The sequence below is a fragment of the Limimaricola sp. genome (genome assembly GCF_016125575.1).
In the GTDB taxonomy this organism is placed as follows: Bacteria; Pseudomonadota; Alphaproteobacteria; order Rhodobacterales; family Rhodobacteraceae; genus WGLM01.
Genome location: NZ_WGLM01000005.1, coordinates 484,171 through 500,064 on the forward strand (window position 1 = coordinate 484,171; position 15,894 = coordinate 500,064).

At 67.6% G+C, this 15,894-nt stretch carries 16 protein-coding genes; 10 read left to right on the forward strand and 6 right to left on the reverse strand.

What is annotated here, in order from left to right; genetic code table 11:
- Positions 1 to 10: 10 nt before the first annotated feature.
- Both GC146_RS13800 and GC146_RS13805 read right to left on the reverse strand, forming a co-directional pair.
- Complete coding sequence (locus tag GC146_RS13800) at positions 11 to 1,348, reverse strand: ATP-binding protein (protein ID WP_291839768.1); 1,338 nt, start codon at positions 1,346 to 1,348, stop codon at positions 11 to 13.
- Positions 1,345 to 2,019 (reverse strand): response regulator transcription factor, encoded by a 675-nt coding sequence (locus GC146_RS13805; protein ID WP_291839770.1) that lies wholly within the window; start codon positions 2,017 to 2,019, stop codon positions 1,345 to 1,347. Before GC146_RS13805 ends, GC146_RS13800 begins: the two co-directional genes overlap by 4 nt.
- 152 nt (positions 2,020 to 2,171) lie before the next feature.
- Here GC146_RS13805 and GC146_RS13810 point away from each other — a divergent pair, with 152 nt between their 5' ends.
- The 6 genes from GC146_RS13810 (at position 2,172) to GC146_RS13835 (ending at position 9,220) form a co-directional block, all read left to right on the forward strand.
- Positions 2,172 to 2,462 carry a PepSY domain-containing protein gene (locus GC146_RS13810; protein WP_291839773.1) on the forward strand — a complete coding sequence of 97 codons (291 nt, stop codon included), beginning with the start codon at positions 2,172 to 2,174 and terminating at the stop codon, positions 2,460 to 2,462.
- A gap of 39 nt (positions 2,463 to 2,501) precedes the next feature.
- A complete protein-coding gene (locus GC146_RS13815) occupies positions 2,502 to 2,972 on the forward strand; it encodes a DUF2271 domain-containing protein (protein WP_291839776.1) in 471 nt (156 codons plus the stop codon).
- A 10-nt stretch (positions 2,973 to 2,982) separates the two neighbouring features.
- Positions 2,983 to 5,187 carry a PepSY domain-containing protein gene (locus GC146_RS13820; protein WP_291839779.1) on the forward strand — a complete coding sequence of 735 codons (2,205 nt, stop codon included), beginning with the start codon at positions 2,983 to 2,985 and terminating at the stop codon, positions 5,185 to 5,187.
- Positions 5,177 to 6,121 carry an FAD:protein FMN transferase gene (locus GC146_RS13825; protein ID WP_363241617.1) on the forward strand — a complete coding sequence of 315 codons (945 nt, stop codon included), beginning with the start codon at positions 5,177 to 5,179 and terminating at the stop codon, positions 6,119 to 6,121. The genes GC146_RS13820 and GC146_RS13825 overlap by 11 nt, the downstream gene beginning before the upstream one ends.
- A gap of 86 nt (positions 6,122 to 6,207) precedes the next feature.
- The gene (locus tag GC146_RS13830) at positions 6,208 to 8,481 is read left to right on the forward strand and encodes a DEAD/DEAH box helicase (protein WP_291839785.1); all 2,274 of its coding nucleotides are present in this window, start codon (positions 6,208 to 6,210) and stop codon (positions 8,479 to 8,481) included.
- Between the two features lie 364 nt (positions 8,482 to 8,845).
- Positions 8,846 to 9,220 (forward strand): TfoX/Sxy family protein, encoded by a 375-nt coding sequence (locus GC146_RS13835; RefSeq protein WP_291839788.1) that lies wholly within the window; start codon positions 8,846 to 8,848, stop codon positions 9,218 to 9,220.
- 8 nt (positions 9,221 to 9,228) lie between these two features.
- Here GC146_RS13835 and ndk read toward each other — a convergent pair whose 3' ends face one another.
- Positions 9,229 to 9,651: a nucleoside-diphosphate kinase gene (gene ndk / locus GC146_RS13840; RefSeq protein ID WP_291839790.1), complete on the reverse strand. Its 423-nt coding sequence runs from the start codon at positions 9,649 to 9,651 to the stop codon at positions 9,229 to 9,231.
- Between the two features lie 139 nt (positions 9,652 to 9,790).
- Between ndk and GC146_RS13845 the strand changes: the two genes are divergently transcribed.
- The 4 genes from GC146_RS13845 to GC146_RS13860 all read left to right on the forward strand — a co-directional run bounded on the left by GC146_RS13845 (position 9,791) and on the right by GC146_RS13860 (position 13,429).
- On the forward strand, positions 9,791 to 11,650 hold the full coding sequence (locus GC146_RS13845; RefSeq protein ID WP_291839791.1) for an ATP-binding cassette domain-containing protein: 1,860 nt from the start codon (positions 9,791 to 9,793) through the stop codon (positions 11,648 to 11,650).
- A gap of 38 nt (positions 11,651 to 11,688) precedes the next feature.
- Positions 11,689 to 12,135, forward strand: coding sequence for a DUF2267 domain-containing protein (locus GC146_RS13850; RefSeq protein ID WP_291839792.1), 447 nt, complete (start codon positions 11,689 to 11,691; stop codon positions 12,133 to 12,135).
- Between the two features lie 71 nt (positions 12,136 to 12,206).
- Positions 12,207 to 12,854, forward strand: coding sequence for a MarC family protein (locus GC146_RS13855; protein ID WP_291839794.1), 648 nt, complete (start codon positions 12,207 to 12,209; stop codon positions 12,852 to 12,854).
- On the forward strand, positions 12,851 to 13,429 hold the full coding sequence (locus GC146_RS13860; RefSeq protein ID WP_291839797.1) for a TIGR02281 family clan AA aspartic protease: 579 nt from the start codon (positions 12,851 to 12,853) through the stop codon (positions 13,427 to 13,429). Before GC146_RS13855 ends, GC146_RS13860 begins: the two co-directional genes overlap by 4 nt.
- Here the strand turns inward: GC146_RS13860 and GC146_RS13865 are convergent.
- Genes GC146_RS13865 through GC146_RS13875 form a run of 3 tightly spaced genes read right to left on the reverse strand, consistent with a single transcriptional unit; the run spans position 13,426 to position 15,857 of the window.
- Positions 13,426 to 13,902 carry a GFA family protein gene (locus GC146_RS13865; protein ID WP_291839800.1) on the reverse strand — a complete coding sequence of 159 codons (477 nt, stop codon included), beginning with the start codon at positions 13,900 to 13,902 and terminating at the stop codon, positions 13,426 to 13,428. The two genes, GC146_RS13860 and GC146_RS13865, sit on opposite strands and share 4 nt — an antisense overlap.
- The gene (locus GC146_RS13870) at positions 13,895 to 14,368 is read right to left on the reverse strand and encodes a DNA polymerase III subunit chi (RefSeq protein ID WP_291839802.1); all 474 of its coding nucleotides are present in this window, start codon (positions 14,366 to 14,368) and stop codon (positions 13,895 to 13,897) included. Before GC146_RS13870 ends, GC146_RS13865 begins: the two co-directional genes overlap by 8 nt.
- A gap of 7 nt (positions 14,369 to 14,375) precedes the next feature.
- A complete protein-coding gene (locus tag GC146_RS13875; protein ID WP_291839805.1) occupies positions 14,376 to 15,857 on the reverse strand; it encodes a leucyl aminopeptidase in 1,482 nt (493 codons plus the stop codon).
- Between the last annotated feature and the right edge of the window lie 37 nt (positions 15,858 to 15,894).

The following is a 15,894-nucleotide window of genomic DNA, read 5'->3' on the forward strand; positions in this document are numbered from 1 at the left end:
GGCCTGTCGCTTATGCCATCGGGGTGGCTGCGGGCGCGGGGATAAAGCGCGCCTCGAAGCCGTCATCGCGGCCCGGCGCGGGCGAGGCAAGGTGCAGCGCGCCACCCGAACCCGCCGCAATCGTCTTGGCAATGGCCAGACCCAGCCCGGCACCACCGGCCAATGTCTGGCCCCGCTCGAACGGCTGCGACAGGCGCGCAAGGTCTTCTGCGGGCACGACGGGCCCGCCATTGGTCACCCGAAGCCCTCCACCTGCCTCCAGCGCAACCTCCACCGGCGCGTCGGCCTGCCCGTGTTTCAACGCGTTCTCGATAAGGTTGCGTGCCAGAATGGCAAAGGCGTCGGGGTCGATGTCCGATCGCACGGGCCAGTCCGGCGGGGTGATCCTTACCCGGCCCTTGCCGGCGTCAAGCTCGGCCACGACATGGCCAAGGATCGGACCAAGGTCGGCGCTTTGTACGGCCTGCAACCGGCCGCCCTCGGCGCGCGCCAGTTGCATCAGCTTTTCCGACAGACGCGCCAGTCGCTGCATCGCCGCCTCGATCTGCGCGCCCCGCGCGCGGGCGTCAGGATCGCCGGTTTCCGAGATCAGCCGCTGGGTCTGGGCGAGTGCCGCGGCAACCGGGGTCCTGAGCTCGTGCGCGGCATTGGCCGTAAACGCCCGCTCGGCCTCCAGCGTACGGCCGAGGCGGCCCAGCAGGCGGTTTACCGCGCTGGCAATCGGGGCAACTTCGGAGGGCAGCGCGACTGCATCGATGGGGGTCAGGTCATTGGCGCCGCGTGCGCCGATGGCCGCGCGGAACCCTCTGAGCGGTGCCATCGCGCCCCGCACGGCCAGCCACACACCCAGCAGGCTGAGCGGGATCAGCAGCGCCAGCGGCAGGCCCAGCGCCAGCAACGCCTTGGTCGCAGCCGCGCGCCGGTGCTCCATAGGCTCGGCCAGCGCGATGGTCACCGTGTCATGCATGGCGCCATCGAAATAGATGCGGTCCTTGGCGGTATCGACGAAACCGGGGCCGGGATAAGGGGGAAAATCGTCGGGATTTGCGCCATGCGATTGCAGCACGACATGCCCGGTGCGGTCACGCACGACATAGGTGAAGAAATCATCCCGGTTGCGCAACGAGGCCACGCTTTGGGTCAGGCCGTCATCATCGCGCCCCATCACGTCGAGCACGGCCAGCGGCAGCACCCGTTGGGCGGTTTCCTCCATCGCGGCGTCGAAAACCTCGTTCATCTCGCGCAGCAGAAAATGCGACGACACCCCCACAGCCCCCAGCCAAAGCAGCGTCAGACCGAGGCCCAAAACCAGTGACAGCCGCCCCTGCAGGCTGCGCGGGACCGTCACGACGCGGCGCCCTGCGCGGGGCCCAGCCGATAGCCCATGCCCCGCACCGTCTCGATCGCGTCGTGGCCCAGCTTCTTGCGCAACCGGCTGACATGCACCTCGATCGTGTTGCTTTCGACATCGTCCGAGAGGGCATAAAGCCGTTCTTCAAGCTGCGCCTTGGACATCAACTGGCCGGGGCGCTGGACGAAGCATTCGAAGAGCACCCATTCGCGGGCGGTCAGTTGCACCTTGCGTCCCTCGCGCCAGATTCCACGCGCCGCCAGATCGATCTCCAGCGCGCCGATCTCGATCAGCGGGTTGGGGTTGCCAGAATAGCGGCGTGCAACGGCGTTCAGCCGCGCCGACAATTCCGAAAGGTCGAAGGGCTTTACCATGTAATCATCGGCGCCCGCGTTAAGCCCTTCGATCCGGTCCGATATCTGGTCGAGCGCGGTCATGATAATGACAGGCGTCACATCACCACGCTTGCGTAGCGCGCGCAGGAACGGCACGCCGCGCCCGTCAGGCAGCATCAGGTCCAGCAGGATCAGGTCATAACTGGCAGCGCGCAGGTGATCTGCCGCGTTGTCCAGCCGCGTCACCCAGTCCACGGAATGCCCATCGGCCGCGATCTGGTCGCGCACGGCGGGGCCGAGAATGGCATCGTCCTCGATCAGCAGAACCCGCATTGGCGGCCTCGTCCTTTCCGTTTGTCCCTTCAATCCAGCTAGGGGACGAACCTGACGGCAAGCTGAAGGTCTTTTCGCCCCGCCGTCAGGGGCGCGTCAGGCAGCCTGCCTAGATCAGTGTGGCCAAGCCGGCCAGACGGAGCAAGAGCACATTGAAAAGACCCCTGATTCCCACCCTGCTTGCGCTGGTGCTTGGCACCGGCCCCGCATTGGCCGATGACGATTGCTACATCCCGATGTCCCGCTGGCAGCCACGCGACGCCGTGCAGGCGATGGCGGCCCAGCAAGGCTGGACGGTACTGCGCCTGAAGGCTCATGACGGCTGCTACATCATCCACGGGCAGGATGCTTCGGGCCGCGTCTTTGACGTGCGCCTGAACCCCGCGACCCTGGCCATTCTCGACCTCAACTGGCGCGACGGAGACGAGAAGCCCTCGCATTGAAGTTCCGCCGCCTTTGTCATTTTCCCAAGGAGACCAACGATGATCCCTCGTATCGCCGCACTGGCACTGACGACCGCACTGACCATCCCCGCGATGGCGCAAGCGCGGCCTGTGACCCTCGCCGCCCGGCTGACCAATTACGGCGGTGACGGCGCCTACCTCGCCTTCTACCTGACCGACGCGAAAGGCAATTACGTCAAGACGATCTACATGGCAGGCGGGCGGCCCCGCTACTACCGCCACCTTGGCGACTGGATGCGCCTGTCGAACGGCGATTATCGGGGCCTGTCGGGTATCACCGGCGCAAGCATCGGCTCGGGCGGGCTGCTGCAGGTGACCGTCGACGTGGCGGATTCGCTGATCGACGCGGGCTATACCCTGCATATCGACGCGGCGGCACAGAACTTCCGCGAAATGCCGTCGGAGATCACGATGCCGTTCACCTCGGCCAACGCCAATCAGGTGCAGACCAGCCGCGGCTACATCCACGCCTTCGCCTACAACATGTAAGGAGCCGCTGATGCTGCGCCGCCTCCACCGCTACGCTGGCCTTGTCGCCGCGATCTTCGTGTCCTTCCTCGCGCTCAGCGGAGCGGTGCTTTCGGTCGTGCCCGCGCTGAACCGCGCGGCCACGCCGGCGGTCTCATCCACCGAGACCGTGGCGCAACTGGCCGGCCGCGTGGCCGCCGCCTATCCCTCGATCGACCAGATCCGGCGGATGCCCTCGGGGCAGATCGTGGCCTACTACTACGACGGCAACACGCCGGTGGCCTCGGTCGTTGATCCGGCAACGGGCAAGGCGGTGTCCGACTATTCTCCGCAACCCTTCGTGCGCTGGATGACGGAGCTGCACCGCAGCCTGTTTCTGGGCGACAACGGCCGGATCGCGACCGCGCTTGGCGCGGCGGCAATGTTACTGCTGACGGTTTCGGGGATGACGATGCTGGCGCGCCGGATGGGCGGCTGGCGGCAGTTTTTCGGCCGCGCGCGCGGGCCGGGCGTGCAACGGCTTCACATCGTGCTGGGCCGCTTTGCCGTGGCGGGGCTGATGCTGTCGGCCACGACATCGCTCTATCTCACGGCAGTCATCTTCGGGTTCGTTTCGGACGGAAACCCGATGTATCCGCCGCCGCCTCCAACGGTCGATGGCGGCACGCCGTTGCCGGTGGCCGACCTGACCGCACTGCAGGACATCAGGATCCCTCAACTGCGCGAGCTGACCTTCCCCTACCAGGGCGATCCCACGGACGTCTTCACCGTAACGACGGCGACCGGCGACGGCAGCATCGACCAGGCCACGGGCCAATGGCTGAACTTCACCGATCACGGGCTGGCGGGGCGCGCCTATGAGTGGGTCTATGCGCTGCATACCGGTGCGGGCCTGTGGTGGCTGGGCCTGATCCTTGGCGCGATGGCGCTGACGGTGCCGGTGATGGGCGTCTCGGGTGCCATAGTTTGGGCACGGCGGCAAAGCACGCGGCCCAAGATTGCCCACAACAGCGGCGCCTCCCATGCCGACACGATCATCCTCGTGGGCAGCGAGGGCGGGGCCACTTGGACCTTTGCACGCACCTTGCACGACGCTTTGGTGGCTGGCGGGCACAAGGTGCACACCGCCGCGATGGACAGCCTTGCCGCGCAATATCCCGTGGCGGAACGCATGATCGTGATGGCCGCCACCTATGGCGACGGCGCCGCACCTGCCTCGGCCCGCGGCTTTCTCAAGCGCGTGAACGAGGTGGCTGCGCCAACCTTCCCGGTGGCGATCCTTGCCTTCGGCGACCGGCAGTTCCCCAAGTTCTGCGAATACGCCGTAGAGGTCGAGGATGCGTTGGCCCGCGCGGGCTGGCGCTGCCTGATGCCGACGCGTCAGATCGACCGGCAATCGAGCCAGGATTTCGCCGCATGGGGCACTGCGCTTGGCCAGGTCCTGGGCGAGCCGCTGGACCTCGTGCATCAGCCGGTGCTGCCGCGCACGCAGGGCCTGCAACTGATCGAGCGGGTCGATTACGGCGCCGAAGTACAGGCGCCCACCGCGATCCTGCGCTTTGCGCTGCCCCATTCCTCGCTCTGGGCGCGGTTGACCGGACGCGGCTTTCCCCGTTTCGCCGCCGGCGATCTGGTTGGCGTCGTGCCGCATGGCAGCCCCCTGCCGCGCTACTACTCGCTGGCCTCCTCGATGCGAGACGGCATTCTGGAGATCTGCGTGAGCAAGCATCCGGGCGGTCTTTGCTCGGCCCAGCTGCACGATCTGCAACCCGGTGACAGCATCGACGCCTTCATCAAGGCCAACCCCGATTTCCGGCCGCGCCGGGGCCGCACACCTGTCATCCTGATTGCCGCCGGCACCGGCGTGGGGCCGCTGGCCGGCTTCATCCGCGCCAATACCGCCGCGCGCGACATGCACCTCTATTTCGGTGGGCGCGATCCGCAGTCGGACTTCCTCTATCACCGCGAGCTTGAGACATGGCTGCAGGACCGACGGCTGACCCGGCTGACCACGGCGTTTTCCCGGGTGGGCGAGCGGACCTATGTCCAGCATCGCATTCGCGAAGACGCCGCCGCCCTGCGTGACCTGATCGGGCAAGGCGCGCAGATCATGGTCTGCGGCGGGCGGGAAATGGCGGCGGGCGTGATGGAAGCGCTGGCCGATGTGCTGGCCCCCGTCGGGCTGGCCCCCGCAACCCTGAAGGCACAAGGACGTTATGCAGAAGATGTCTACTGATCCGAGCCGCCATACGCTGGACGGCGCCACCATGGGCACCCGCTGGAGCGCGGTGGTCATCACGGACGCCGCCGGCGCCGAGACTGCCCGCCCGGCCCTGCAGAAGGCCGTCGATGCCGTCGATGCCGCGATGTCGACATGGAAGGACACCAGCGACCTGATGCGGTTCAACCGCGCCCCGGCCGGCGAGTGGGTAGACCTGCCCGCCGACCTGATGACGGTGATCCGCCGCGGGCTGGAAGTTGGCCGGATTTCGGGCGGCGCCTTCGATATCGGGCAAGGTGAGACCGTCAACGCATGGGGCTTTGGCCCAGAGGCGGTAAATACCGACCGGATCAGGGCGGCGCTGGCCCAACCCGCGCCACCTGCCTACGAGGTGCTGGAACTGCATGAGGACGGCACGCGGTTACGCAAGACCGCGCCCGTGGCCCTCGACCTGTCCGGCATCGCCAAGGGTTTTGCCGTGGACCGGATGCATCACATTCTGGGCGAGATGGGCTTTGGCAACACGCTGGTGGGTCTTGACGGCGAGTTGCGCGCGCGCGGCGTGGATGCCGACGGCGCGCCCTGGACGGTCGCCGTCGAGCGGCCCGACTATGCCGCCCGCGCGGCCTATGGCGCGGTGACACTGCAGGACGCGGCCGTCGCAACCTCGGGCGATTACCGGCACTGGGTGCAGGTCGGGCCGAAGCGGCTGGCGCATACGATGGACCCCCAGCGCGGTGGGCCGCTGGACAACGGCGTGGCATCGACCACGGTGATGGCCGAGACCTGTATGGACGCCGATGCATGGGCGACGGCGCTTATGGTGCTGGGGCCGGAAAGCGGCCGATCGCTGGCCGCGGGTCTGGGGCTGAGCGCGCTCATGATCCTGCGCGAGGGGGATGATTTATGCCCCGTGGGCCTTGGGCCGGTCTTTGCCGCGGCGGCCTGAACGCGCAATTCGCCCTATACTTCCGCCGGTGAAGCGCCTATGCGCCGGGGCTTGATCCCCCCACCCCGCCCGCGAAAGCCATCCTGATGATCCCGACCCTTGCCGCCGCCCTTGCCGAACGCGGATACGACCAGCTGACGCCCGTGCAGGAGGCCGTGACCGACCCCGCGCTGGGCGACGCCGACCTGCTGGTCTCGGCGCAGACCGGCTCTGGCAAAACAGTGGGGTTCGGTCTGGCCATCGCGCCGACGCTGCTGGGCAACGACACGGTCTTCGGTCCCGCCACCGCGCCGCTGGCGCTGGTCGTGGCGCCGACCCGCGAACTGGCGATGCAGGTGAAACGCGAACTGGCCTGGCTTTACGCGCAGACCGGCGCGGTGCTGGCCTCGACCGTGGGCGGCATGGACATGCGCGACGAACGCCGCACGCTGGAACGCGGCGCGCATATCGTGGTGGCCACGCCGGGCCGCCTGCGCGACCACATCATGCGCAACACGCTGGACATGTCGGCCATCCGCGCGGTGGTGCTGGACGAGGCCGACGAGATGCTGGACTTGGGCTTTCGTGAAGACCTCGAATTCATCCTTGCTGCCGCACCTGAAAGCCGCCGCACGCTGATGTTCTCGGCCACCGTGCCTGCCGCCATCGCCCGGCTTGCCGAAAGCTATCAGAAAGACGCGCAACGTATTTCAACGGTGGCCGAGCGCAGCCAGCATGCCGATATCGCCTATCGCGCGCTCAACGTCGCGCCGCAGGATGCCGAGAACGCACTGATCAACGTGCTGCGCTTTCACGAGGCGCCCAATGCCATCGTCTTTGCCAATACCCGCGCCGCCGTGACCCGGCTGACGACGCGCCTGTCGAACCGTGGATTTCAGGTGGTGGCGCTGTCGGGGGAACTTAGCCAGACCGAGCGCAGCCATGCCCTGCAGGCGATGCGCGACGGGCGCGCGCGGGTTTGCGTGGCCACTGACGTGGCCGCGCGCGGCATCGACCTGCCCAACCTCGATCTGGTCATCCATGCCGACCTGCCGTCGAATTCCGAGGTGCTGCTGCACCGCTCGGGCCGCACGGGCCGGGCCGGGCGCAAGGGTGTGTCGGCGCTGATCGTGCCGCCGAAGATGCGCCGCAAGGCCGAGATGCTGCTGAAGGGCGCTCGCGTGACCGCCGAATGGGCGGCGCCCCCGTCCGCCGACGAGGTGCTGCGCCGCGACGAGGAACGGCTGCTTACCGATCCGGTCTGGACCGACGATTTTACCGAGGCCGAAACCGGCTTTGCCGCCCGCCTGCTGGAGCTTTATTCGCCTGATGTCATCGCCGCCGCCTATCTGCGGCTGCATGCCGGGCGCCATTCCGCGCCGGAGGATCTGGCCGATCCCGGCGCGCCGCCGCCGCCGCGCCCGACATTCGGCCCGTCGCGCTGGTTCCGGCTGAACGCGGGCAAGAATGACCGGGTCGAGGCGCGCTGGCTCCTGCCGCTTCTGTGCAAGGCCGGCGATGTATCCAAGGACGCGATCGGCGCGATCCGCATCCGCGCGGGCGAGACGTTTGTCGAAATCTCCGAGGCACAAGCCAGCGGATTTCTCGCAGCACTCGGCCCGGAGATGAAGCTGGAAGGCGGCGCGGTGCTGAGCCCGCTGGACACGCCCCCCGACCTCGGCCCGCAGCGCGCGCCCAAGCCCCATCGCAAGACACCGCAGGCCGAGGCCGCACCGCCGCCCTCGCTTGCGCCGGAAGAGCCTGCCATCCTGCCGCCGGCAGCCGCGCCGGTGGTGCCGGCGCAGGCGGACGAACCCGCCGAGGCGCCGCACAAACCCCGCCACGCCAAGCCGCCCCGCGCCGCAAGCACCCCTGCATGGGACGGCCCGAAGGACGCGGCAGACGCGCCGGCCAATCGCCCGCGTAACGACACAACGCGCAAACCGCGCGCCGGCTCCTTCAGCAAGGATGACGCGAAAAGGGGCGGGCCGAAGTCGGCCGGGTTCAAGTCCCACGGCAAACCCAAGGGAGCCGACAGCGCCGGCAAGGGCCGCGCCGAGGGCTTCAAATCACACGGCAAGCCGAAAGGGGCAGAGAGCGGCAGGCCGCAGGACCCGACCCGTGGCGGCGCGGTCTCTGCCTATGGACGCGGCGATGCCCGCCCTGCGCGCGACAACGGCGACAAGCCAGCCGGCAAACCTTACACCAAACACGCCCCGAAAACTGCGCCCAACGCCGCCGATACGTCGCGTCGCTTCACGCCTCCGGGGCAGAAGCCGGGCCAGAAACCGGGACCCAAACCAGCGCGCCATGGCGGTCCCCGGATCACGAAAAGCGGAGATCAGCCGCCGCGCAGGCCGGGCGGCCCAAAGAACCGTTGAACCCGTCATGTTTCCGACATAATTGCGCCGCGGCAGGGACGGAATCATCCGCTATATTGAAAGTTAGGCCCGAAAAGAGGCCACTCAGGCAGCATCGACACAGGCCAAGACCAAGGACCAGACCCATGGCATCGCAGCAGCAAACCCAATCAACTCCGCCGGTCAAGGCGCCGCAACAGGGCCAGCAGCCCGCGCCGGCGCAACCGGTGTTCAAGGACTACGCCAGCATCTGAACGACCGGCCCCGCGGCGTCCTCCCTCGCCGCATCGGCCGGACCTCGCAGGCCAGCGGGCGACGGCGCCACTCCTCCTCCCGGGCGCCGCGCCCACTGGCCCTTTTTCGTGCTCGTGCTAGGCTTCGGCACATGACCGCGATCTCGACCATCCCCAATCTTGGCCCCGCGACCGAGGCCGCGCTGATCCGCGCGGGTATTCCGGATGCCGAGACGCTGCGCGACATGGGCGCGGCCGCGGCCTATGCCCGGCTGATGGAAACCGGCACCCAGCCGCATTTCATCGGCTATTACGTGTTGCACATGGCGTTGCAGGGCCGGCCCTGGAACGATTGCAAGGGCGAGGAGAAGAAGGCGTTGCGCGCCCGCTTCGACGCGCTCAAGGCCGGCAGTTTCGATTCCGGGCGCGCCGCGCTGGAGCGCGCGCTTGACCAGATCGGGGTGATCGCCCCCCGAAAAGCAAACCGCCCGCGGCCAGATGGCGCGGGCGGCAGCAGTCAGGCGTAAAGACCGGCTTAGCCGACGATTTCGAGACCCGAGAAGAAGAACGAGATCTCGCGCGCGGCCGAGGCGGCGCTGTCGGAGCCGTGGACCGAGTTTTCGCCGACCGAGAGGGCGAATTCCTTGCGGATGGTGCCCGCGTCGGCATTGGCGGGGTTGGTCGCGCCCATCACTTCGCGGTTCTTGGCGATGGCGTTTTCGCCTTCCAGCACCTGCACCACGACCGGGGCCGAGGCCATAAACTCGCACAGTTCACCGTAGAACCCGCGCTCCTTGTGCTCGGCATAGAAGGCACCAGCCTGCGCCATGGTCAGGTGGATGCGCTTTTGCGCGACGATGCGCAGGCCGGCATCTTCGAACTTGGCATTGATCTTGCCGGTCAGGTTGCGGTTGGTGGCATCGGGCTTGATGATGGACAGGGTGCGTTCGGTCGCCATGGCGGGCCTCTTTCTTGGAAGGGGCGCGTCTTGGCCCCGGTTGACGGATTGGCGGTGCCCTAGCATGGCGCTCTCGCGGTGAAAAGCCGCGATTGACGCCAGCATTGACGATGGGGGCGGGATCGGGCAAAGCCCCCCCATGCTGCGCATCAATGATATCTCTTACAGCGTCGAAGGACGGCTGTTGATCGACCACGCCACGGCCGTCATCCCGACCGGGCACAAGGTGGGCCTTGTCGGCCGCAACGGCACCGGCAAAACAACGCTCTTCAAGCTGATCCGGGGCGAGTTGCACCTTGATACCGGCGATGTCGCGATCCCGCGCGGCTGGAAGATCGGCGGCGTCAGCCAGGAGGTGCCGGGCAACGAGGTGAACCTGCTCGACACCGTGCTTGCCGCCGACACCGAGCGCGCCGCGCTGATGGCCGAGGCGCAGGAGGCCGCCGACGCGCACCGCATCGCCGAGATCCAGACCCGGCTGGCCGATATCGACGCCTGGTCGGCCGAGGCGCGCGCCTCGACCATCCTCAAGGGGTTGGGCTTTACCGACGAGGAAATGCGCATGCCCTGCTCGGCCTTCTCGGGCGGCTGGCGGATGCGCGTGGCGCTGGCGGCGGTGCTGTTCTCGCAACCCGATCTGCTGCTGCTGGACGAGCCTACCAACTACCTCGATCTTGAAGGCGCGCTCTGGCTCGAAGCCTACCTCGTGCGCTACCCGCACACCGTGGTCATCGTAAGCCACGATCGCGAGCTTCTGAACCGGTCGGTCGGCGGCATCCTGCACCTCGAAGACAAGAAGCTGACTTACTACACCGGAAATTACGACAACTTCGCCCGCCAACGTGCTGAAAAACGGGCGCTCATGGTCAACGCGGCCAAGAAGCAGGACGCGCGGCGCGCGCATCTGCAATCCTTCGTCGACCGCTTCAAGGCCAAGGCCAGCAAGGCCAAGCAGGCGCAAAGCCGGGTCAAGATGCTGGAAAAGATGGAGACGATCCGCGTGCCCGAGGATGCCGCGCGCACCGTCTTCACCTTCCCCGAACCCGAGGAACTATCACCCCCGATCATCGCGACCGAAGGCGTCGCGGTGGGCTACGGCAACCACATCGTGCTGCACGATCTGAACCTGCGCATCGATCAGGACGACCGGATCGCGCTGCTGGGCCGCAACGGCGAGGGAAAATCCACCCTTGCCAAGCTGTTATCTGGCAGACTTGATGCTGCGCGGGGCAATCTGGTGGCCTCTTCGAAGCTGCGCATCGGCTTTTTCGCGCAGCACCAGGTGGACGAGTTGCGCGTCGAGGAAACCCCGCTGCAGCACCTGCTGCGCGAACGTCCCGAAGAGGGGCAGGCGAAGCTGCGCGCGCGGTTGGCGGGCTTTGGCCTGATGGCGGCGCAGGCGGAAACCGAGGTCGGGCGGCTGTCGGGCGGCCAGAAGGCGCGGCTGTCGCTTTTGCTGGCCACCCTGCCCGCGCCGCACCTGCTGATCCTCGACGAACCCACCAACCACCTCGACATCGAAAGCCGCGAGGCGCTGGTCGAGGCGCTGACCGCCTATACCGGCGCGGTGATCCTCGTCAGCCACGACATGCATCTGCTGTCGATGGTGGCGGACCGGCTGTGGCTGGTGAAGGGCGGCCGGGTCAAACCCTACGAGGATGACCTTCAGGCCTACCGCGCGATGCTGCTGTCGGTCGATAGGCCGGCCGACAAATCCACCGAAAAATCCGGCGCGCCAAAACCTGCCCGCCCCGCCCGCGAGGTGCTGCTGGCGATGCGGGCCGAGGCGCGAAAATGCGAAGAACGTGTCGACAAGATCAACGACATGCGGGACAGGCTGGCGAAAAAACTGGCCGATCCCGCCCTCTATGAAGAGGCACGGCGCGGCGAGTTGGAGACCTGGAACCGCAAGTATGCCGAGGTGATGGAGGCGCTGGAACGGGCCGAAGCGATGTGGATGGCCGCACTCGACAAGCTGGAAAAGGCCGAGGCTGCCTGAGCCTTGGCAGGCTACAGGCCGGCGCCTAACCTGACGTCATGCCGATGCCATGGACCTATCGCCACGCCAGCCGCGAATTCGCCTCGTTCCTTGCCGATGCGCGCGAGGAAATGGAGCTTGTCAGCGACAACTCGGCCTATACGGCGGTGCAGGGTGTGCTTTTGTGCTTCCGCCGCCGCCTGACGGTGCAACAGGCGCTGGATTTCGCGGGGCTGCTGCCCAGTGTCGTCAGGGCCATCTTCGTGGCCGACTGGCAAGTCGCCCCGCCCCTGCCCTTTGCCGACCGTGCCGCGCTGACGGCCGAGGCGCAAGCGCTGCGCCCGCATCACAACCTGACGCCGGACAACTGCATCGCCGCCACGGCGCTTGCCCTGCGCCACCATGTCGACCAGGCAGCGCTTGACGCGCTGCTAGCCACCTTCCCCGCGGGCGCGGTCGAGTTCTGGCACCTCGACGGACCGCCCCCGACCCGCAAGATGGTTTGACCCCGTTCATCCTGCCCCCGGATGCGCCGGCGGCCGTTTGACAAGCGCGGCGCGGACAGTCCAGATGGCGCATGGACCTTGCCGCCGTCATCAGCGCCTTCACCACGCTTTTCATCGTGATCGACCCGCCCGGTCTCGCGCCGGTCTATATCGCGCTGACCCAAGGCATGCCCGCCGCGCAGCGCCACCGCATCGGCCTGCGGGCCTGCATCACCGCGGGCGTGCTGATGCTGGCCTTCCTCTTTCTGGGCGAGGCGGTGCTGGGCTTCATCGGCATCACCATGCCCGCCTTCCGCATCGCGGGCGGCGTGCTGCTGTTTCTGACCGCGCTCGACATGCTGTTCCAGCGCCGTCAACAGCGGCGGCAGGAAAACGCCGCCGACGGCGCTGCCGAGCATCAGGACGACCCGTCGGTTTTTCCGCTGGCGATTCCGCTGATCGTCGGCCCCGGCGCGATCACCACGATCATCCTTCTGGCGGGCCACGCCCGCACCGCCACCGATTTCGCCGCGGTGGCGCTGGTGATGGCCGCCAACCTTGCCGTGGTGATGCTGACCTTCCTGGCCGCCCCCTTCGTGGAGCGGGTGCTGGGCAAGACCGGGATCAACATCGTCACCCGGGTTCTGGGGATGCTGCTGGCCGCGCTGGCGGTACAGTTCATCCTCGACGGGCTGCGCTCTTTCGGACTGGCGGGACAGGTCCTATATCCACCCGCATGACAGGCGACCAAACCGCGAACCTCCTCTACCTCGTCCTGCTCGGCGCCGCCGTGGCGGGCTGGTTTTTCGTCAACAATCGCCACCAGATGGGCAGGGTCGCGCAATATGCCGCGGTCTGGGGCCTGATCTTCGTTGGCACAATCGCGGCCGTGGGGATGTGGGGCGACATCCAGCGTAGCGTCATGCCCCGGCAAGAGGTGCTGGACGCCGCGCGCATCGCCCTGCCGCGTCAACCGGACGGGCATTACTACGTCAACGCGCTGATCAATGGCGTGCCGATCAACTTCGTCGTCGATACAGGCGCAAGCCAGGTTGTACTGACCCAAGACGACGCGCGCCGCGCCGGTATCGACGTGGGCAGCCTGCGCTATCTCGGCTCGGCCAGCACCGCCAACGGGCAGGTGCAGACGGCAGCCGTCAAACTCGATACCGTCCAGATCGGCCAGATCCGCGACCGCGACGTGCGCGCGGTGGTCAACGCAGGTCAGATGGACGGCTCGCTTCTGGGAATGAGTTATCTTGGCCGCTTCTCGAAGATCGAGATTTCGGACGGCCAATTGATCCTGACCCGCTAGCGCGGCCAATCTGCCGTGTCGTGGTCGGGGTGCTGGTGGTTGCTGGCGGCGATCGCGCAGGCGGCCTCGGGCATCGACCCTTCGGTGGTGCTGGTGCTGTCCATGCGGCCCAGCTGGTCGATCTGCGGCAGACGCGCCTCCAGCCCGGCCTCGAAGGTCAGCGGAATGGTCGCCGGCCGGTCAAAGGCCGCGATACAAAGCGAGACATGCGCGCCGGCCTTGTCGTGATAGAAAAGCGGCGTGCCGCAGGCGGCGCAGAAGCCACGCTCGTACCCGTCCGAACTTTCAAACACAGCGGGCGCGCCGCGCGTCCATGTCAGGTCGGTCTTGGGCACGCCCACCAGCGCGGCAAAGAAACCGCCCACCGCCTTCTGGCACATCCGACAGTGGCAGACATGGGCATTGTCGACCAGCGCAGTGGCGCGGAACCGCACCGCGCCGCACTGGCAACCGCCGGTGCGCACCTCAGCCATTCGCGTCACCCTTTTGCGCCTTCATCGCCCAGCGTCCGCCTTCCTGCGCCCAGTATTGCGCGGGCAGACCGGCATCGGTCAACTGCTTCCACTGGCCCCGCGCGGCGGCGACGGCGCCTTCGTCCTGTCCGTCGAAAAGGATGCAGACGCGCTCGGCCCGGGCGGCCTCTGCCGGGTCCACCTCGGCGCCATCAACGGCCATCAGGCAGGTGGGATCGTTCGCGGCGGGCTGCCCGGCGCAGAGCAGCACCGGCTGCGCCGCGTCATGCGGGCCGCCGGCAAGGCCATGCGGCAGGAACCCCTCGTCCGGCCCCTGCCAAAGCGCGATATCGAGGGCCTCGATCCGTGCGGGGTCGGTCCCCCGCACCTCGACCCGCCAGCCGGCCGCCAGCGCCTTGGGCAACAGCATCGCCAGTGTCTGCGCCGCGCTGGCCTCGGTCAGGTGATAGAAGAAGGCCGCCCCCATCGCGCCCTCAGTCCTTCGCCTCGTAGCGGCTGGCGATCAGCCGGTTCAGCGTCAACACGCCCCAGCCTGTCGCCCCCTTCGGCGCCAGCGAACTTTCGGTCTTGAGCGAGGCTGTGCCCGCGATGTCGAGATGCGCCCAGGGCACGGCATCATCGACAAAGCGGCGCAGGAACTGCGCAGCCGTCACCGATCCGCCCTCGCGCCCGCCAACGTTCATCATGTCGGCGATCCGGCTTTTCAGCCGCGCGTCGTACCCCGGGCCCATCGGCATGCGCCACAGGCCTTCGCCCTCGGTCTGCGCGGCCTGCAAGAGCCCGCCCGCCAGCGTGTCGTCGTTTGAGAAAAGGCCCGCGTTTTCATGGCCCAGCGCGACGATGATCGCGCCGGTCAGCGTGGCGAGGTCGATCATTCCGGCGGGGTGCAGCTCTTGCTGGGCGAACCACAGAAGATCGGCCAGCACCAGCCGCCCCTCGGCATCGGTATTGATGATCTCGACGGTGTCGCCCTTCATCGAGGTCACCACGTCGCCCGGCCGCGTGGCGGTGCCCGAGGGCATGTTCTCGACCAGCCCGACAAGACCCACGACATTGGCGCGCGCCTTGCGCAGCGCCAGCGCCTTCATGACGCCCGCCACGGTGCCCGCGCCGCCCATGTCCATGGTCATGTCTTCCATGCCGCCGGCGGGTTTCAGGCTGATGCCGCCGGTATCAAAGACCACGCCCTTGCCGATCAGCGCCAGCGGCGCGGCCTGCTCGCCGCCGTTCCAGCGCATCATCACCACCTTCGAGGGGCTGGCAGACCCCTGCCCGACACTGAGAAGCAGGCGCATGGATTTCGCGGCAAGGTCTGTTTCGTCCAGCACCGTCACCTCGACACCTAGCGCCGAGAGGTCCTGAAGACACGCGGCAAAGCTTTCGGTCGTCAACACGTTGGCCGGCGCGTTGACGAGATCGCGGGTGAAAAAGACGCCTTGCGCCAGCGCAGCAAGCGGCGCAAACGCCACCTCCGCTGCAGCCGGATCGGTCAGGTGAAGGGTGACAGCGCGCGGTTCGGCGGCGTCATCCTCCGCGGCACTGCGATGGTCGCGAAAATCGTAGGCGCGCAGGGCAAGGCCCAGCGCAACCTCCTCGGGACGGCGCAAGGCCGGCGCCAGCACCTGCACACCTTCGGGGCCGAGCGTGCGGGCCAGCGCCGCACCGGCCTTGCGTGCCTCTGCCACGCTGGGCCGGCGCGGCAGCTTGATCACGCTCAGCGCTTCAGCCGACAGGCCCACCGGGAATGCCAGCTCCAGCACATCGCCAACCTTGGCACGGGCAAAGCGCGGGCTGTCCACCAGTCGGCGCAGCGCCTGTTTTGTCGCGGTGTTCAGCCGCCGACCCGCCGCGTCGAACCCGCCTTCGGGCGTCACGAACACCGCCAAACGGCCGGGCAGCGCGGCAAGGGCGGCGGCGTCGAACGTGGCAAATCCGATTGGTACGGGCTGGGTCATGACGACGATCTCCTGGGGTGTTGGAACAGGCCCTCTA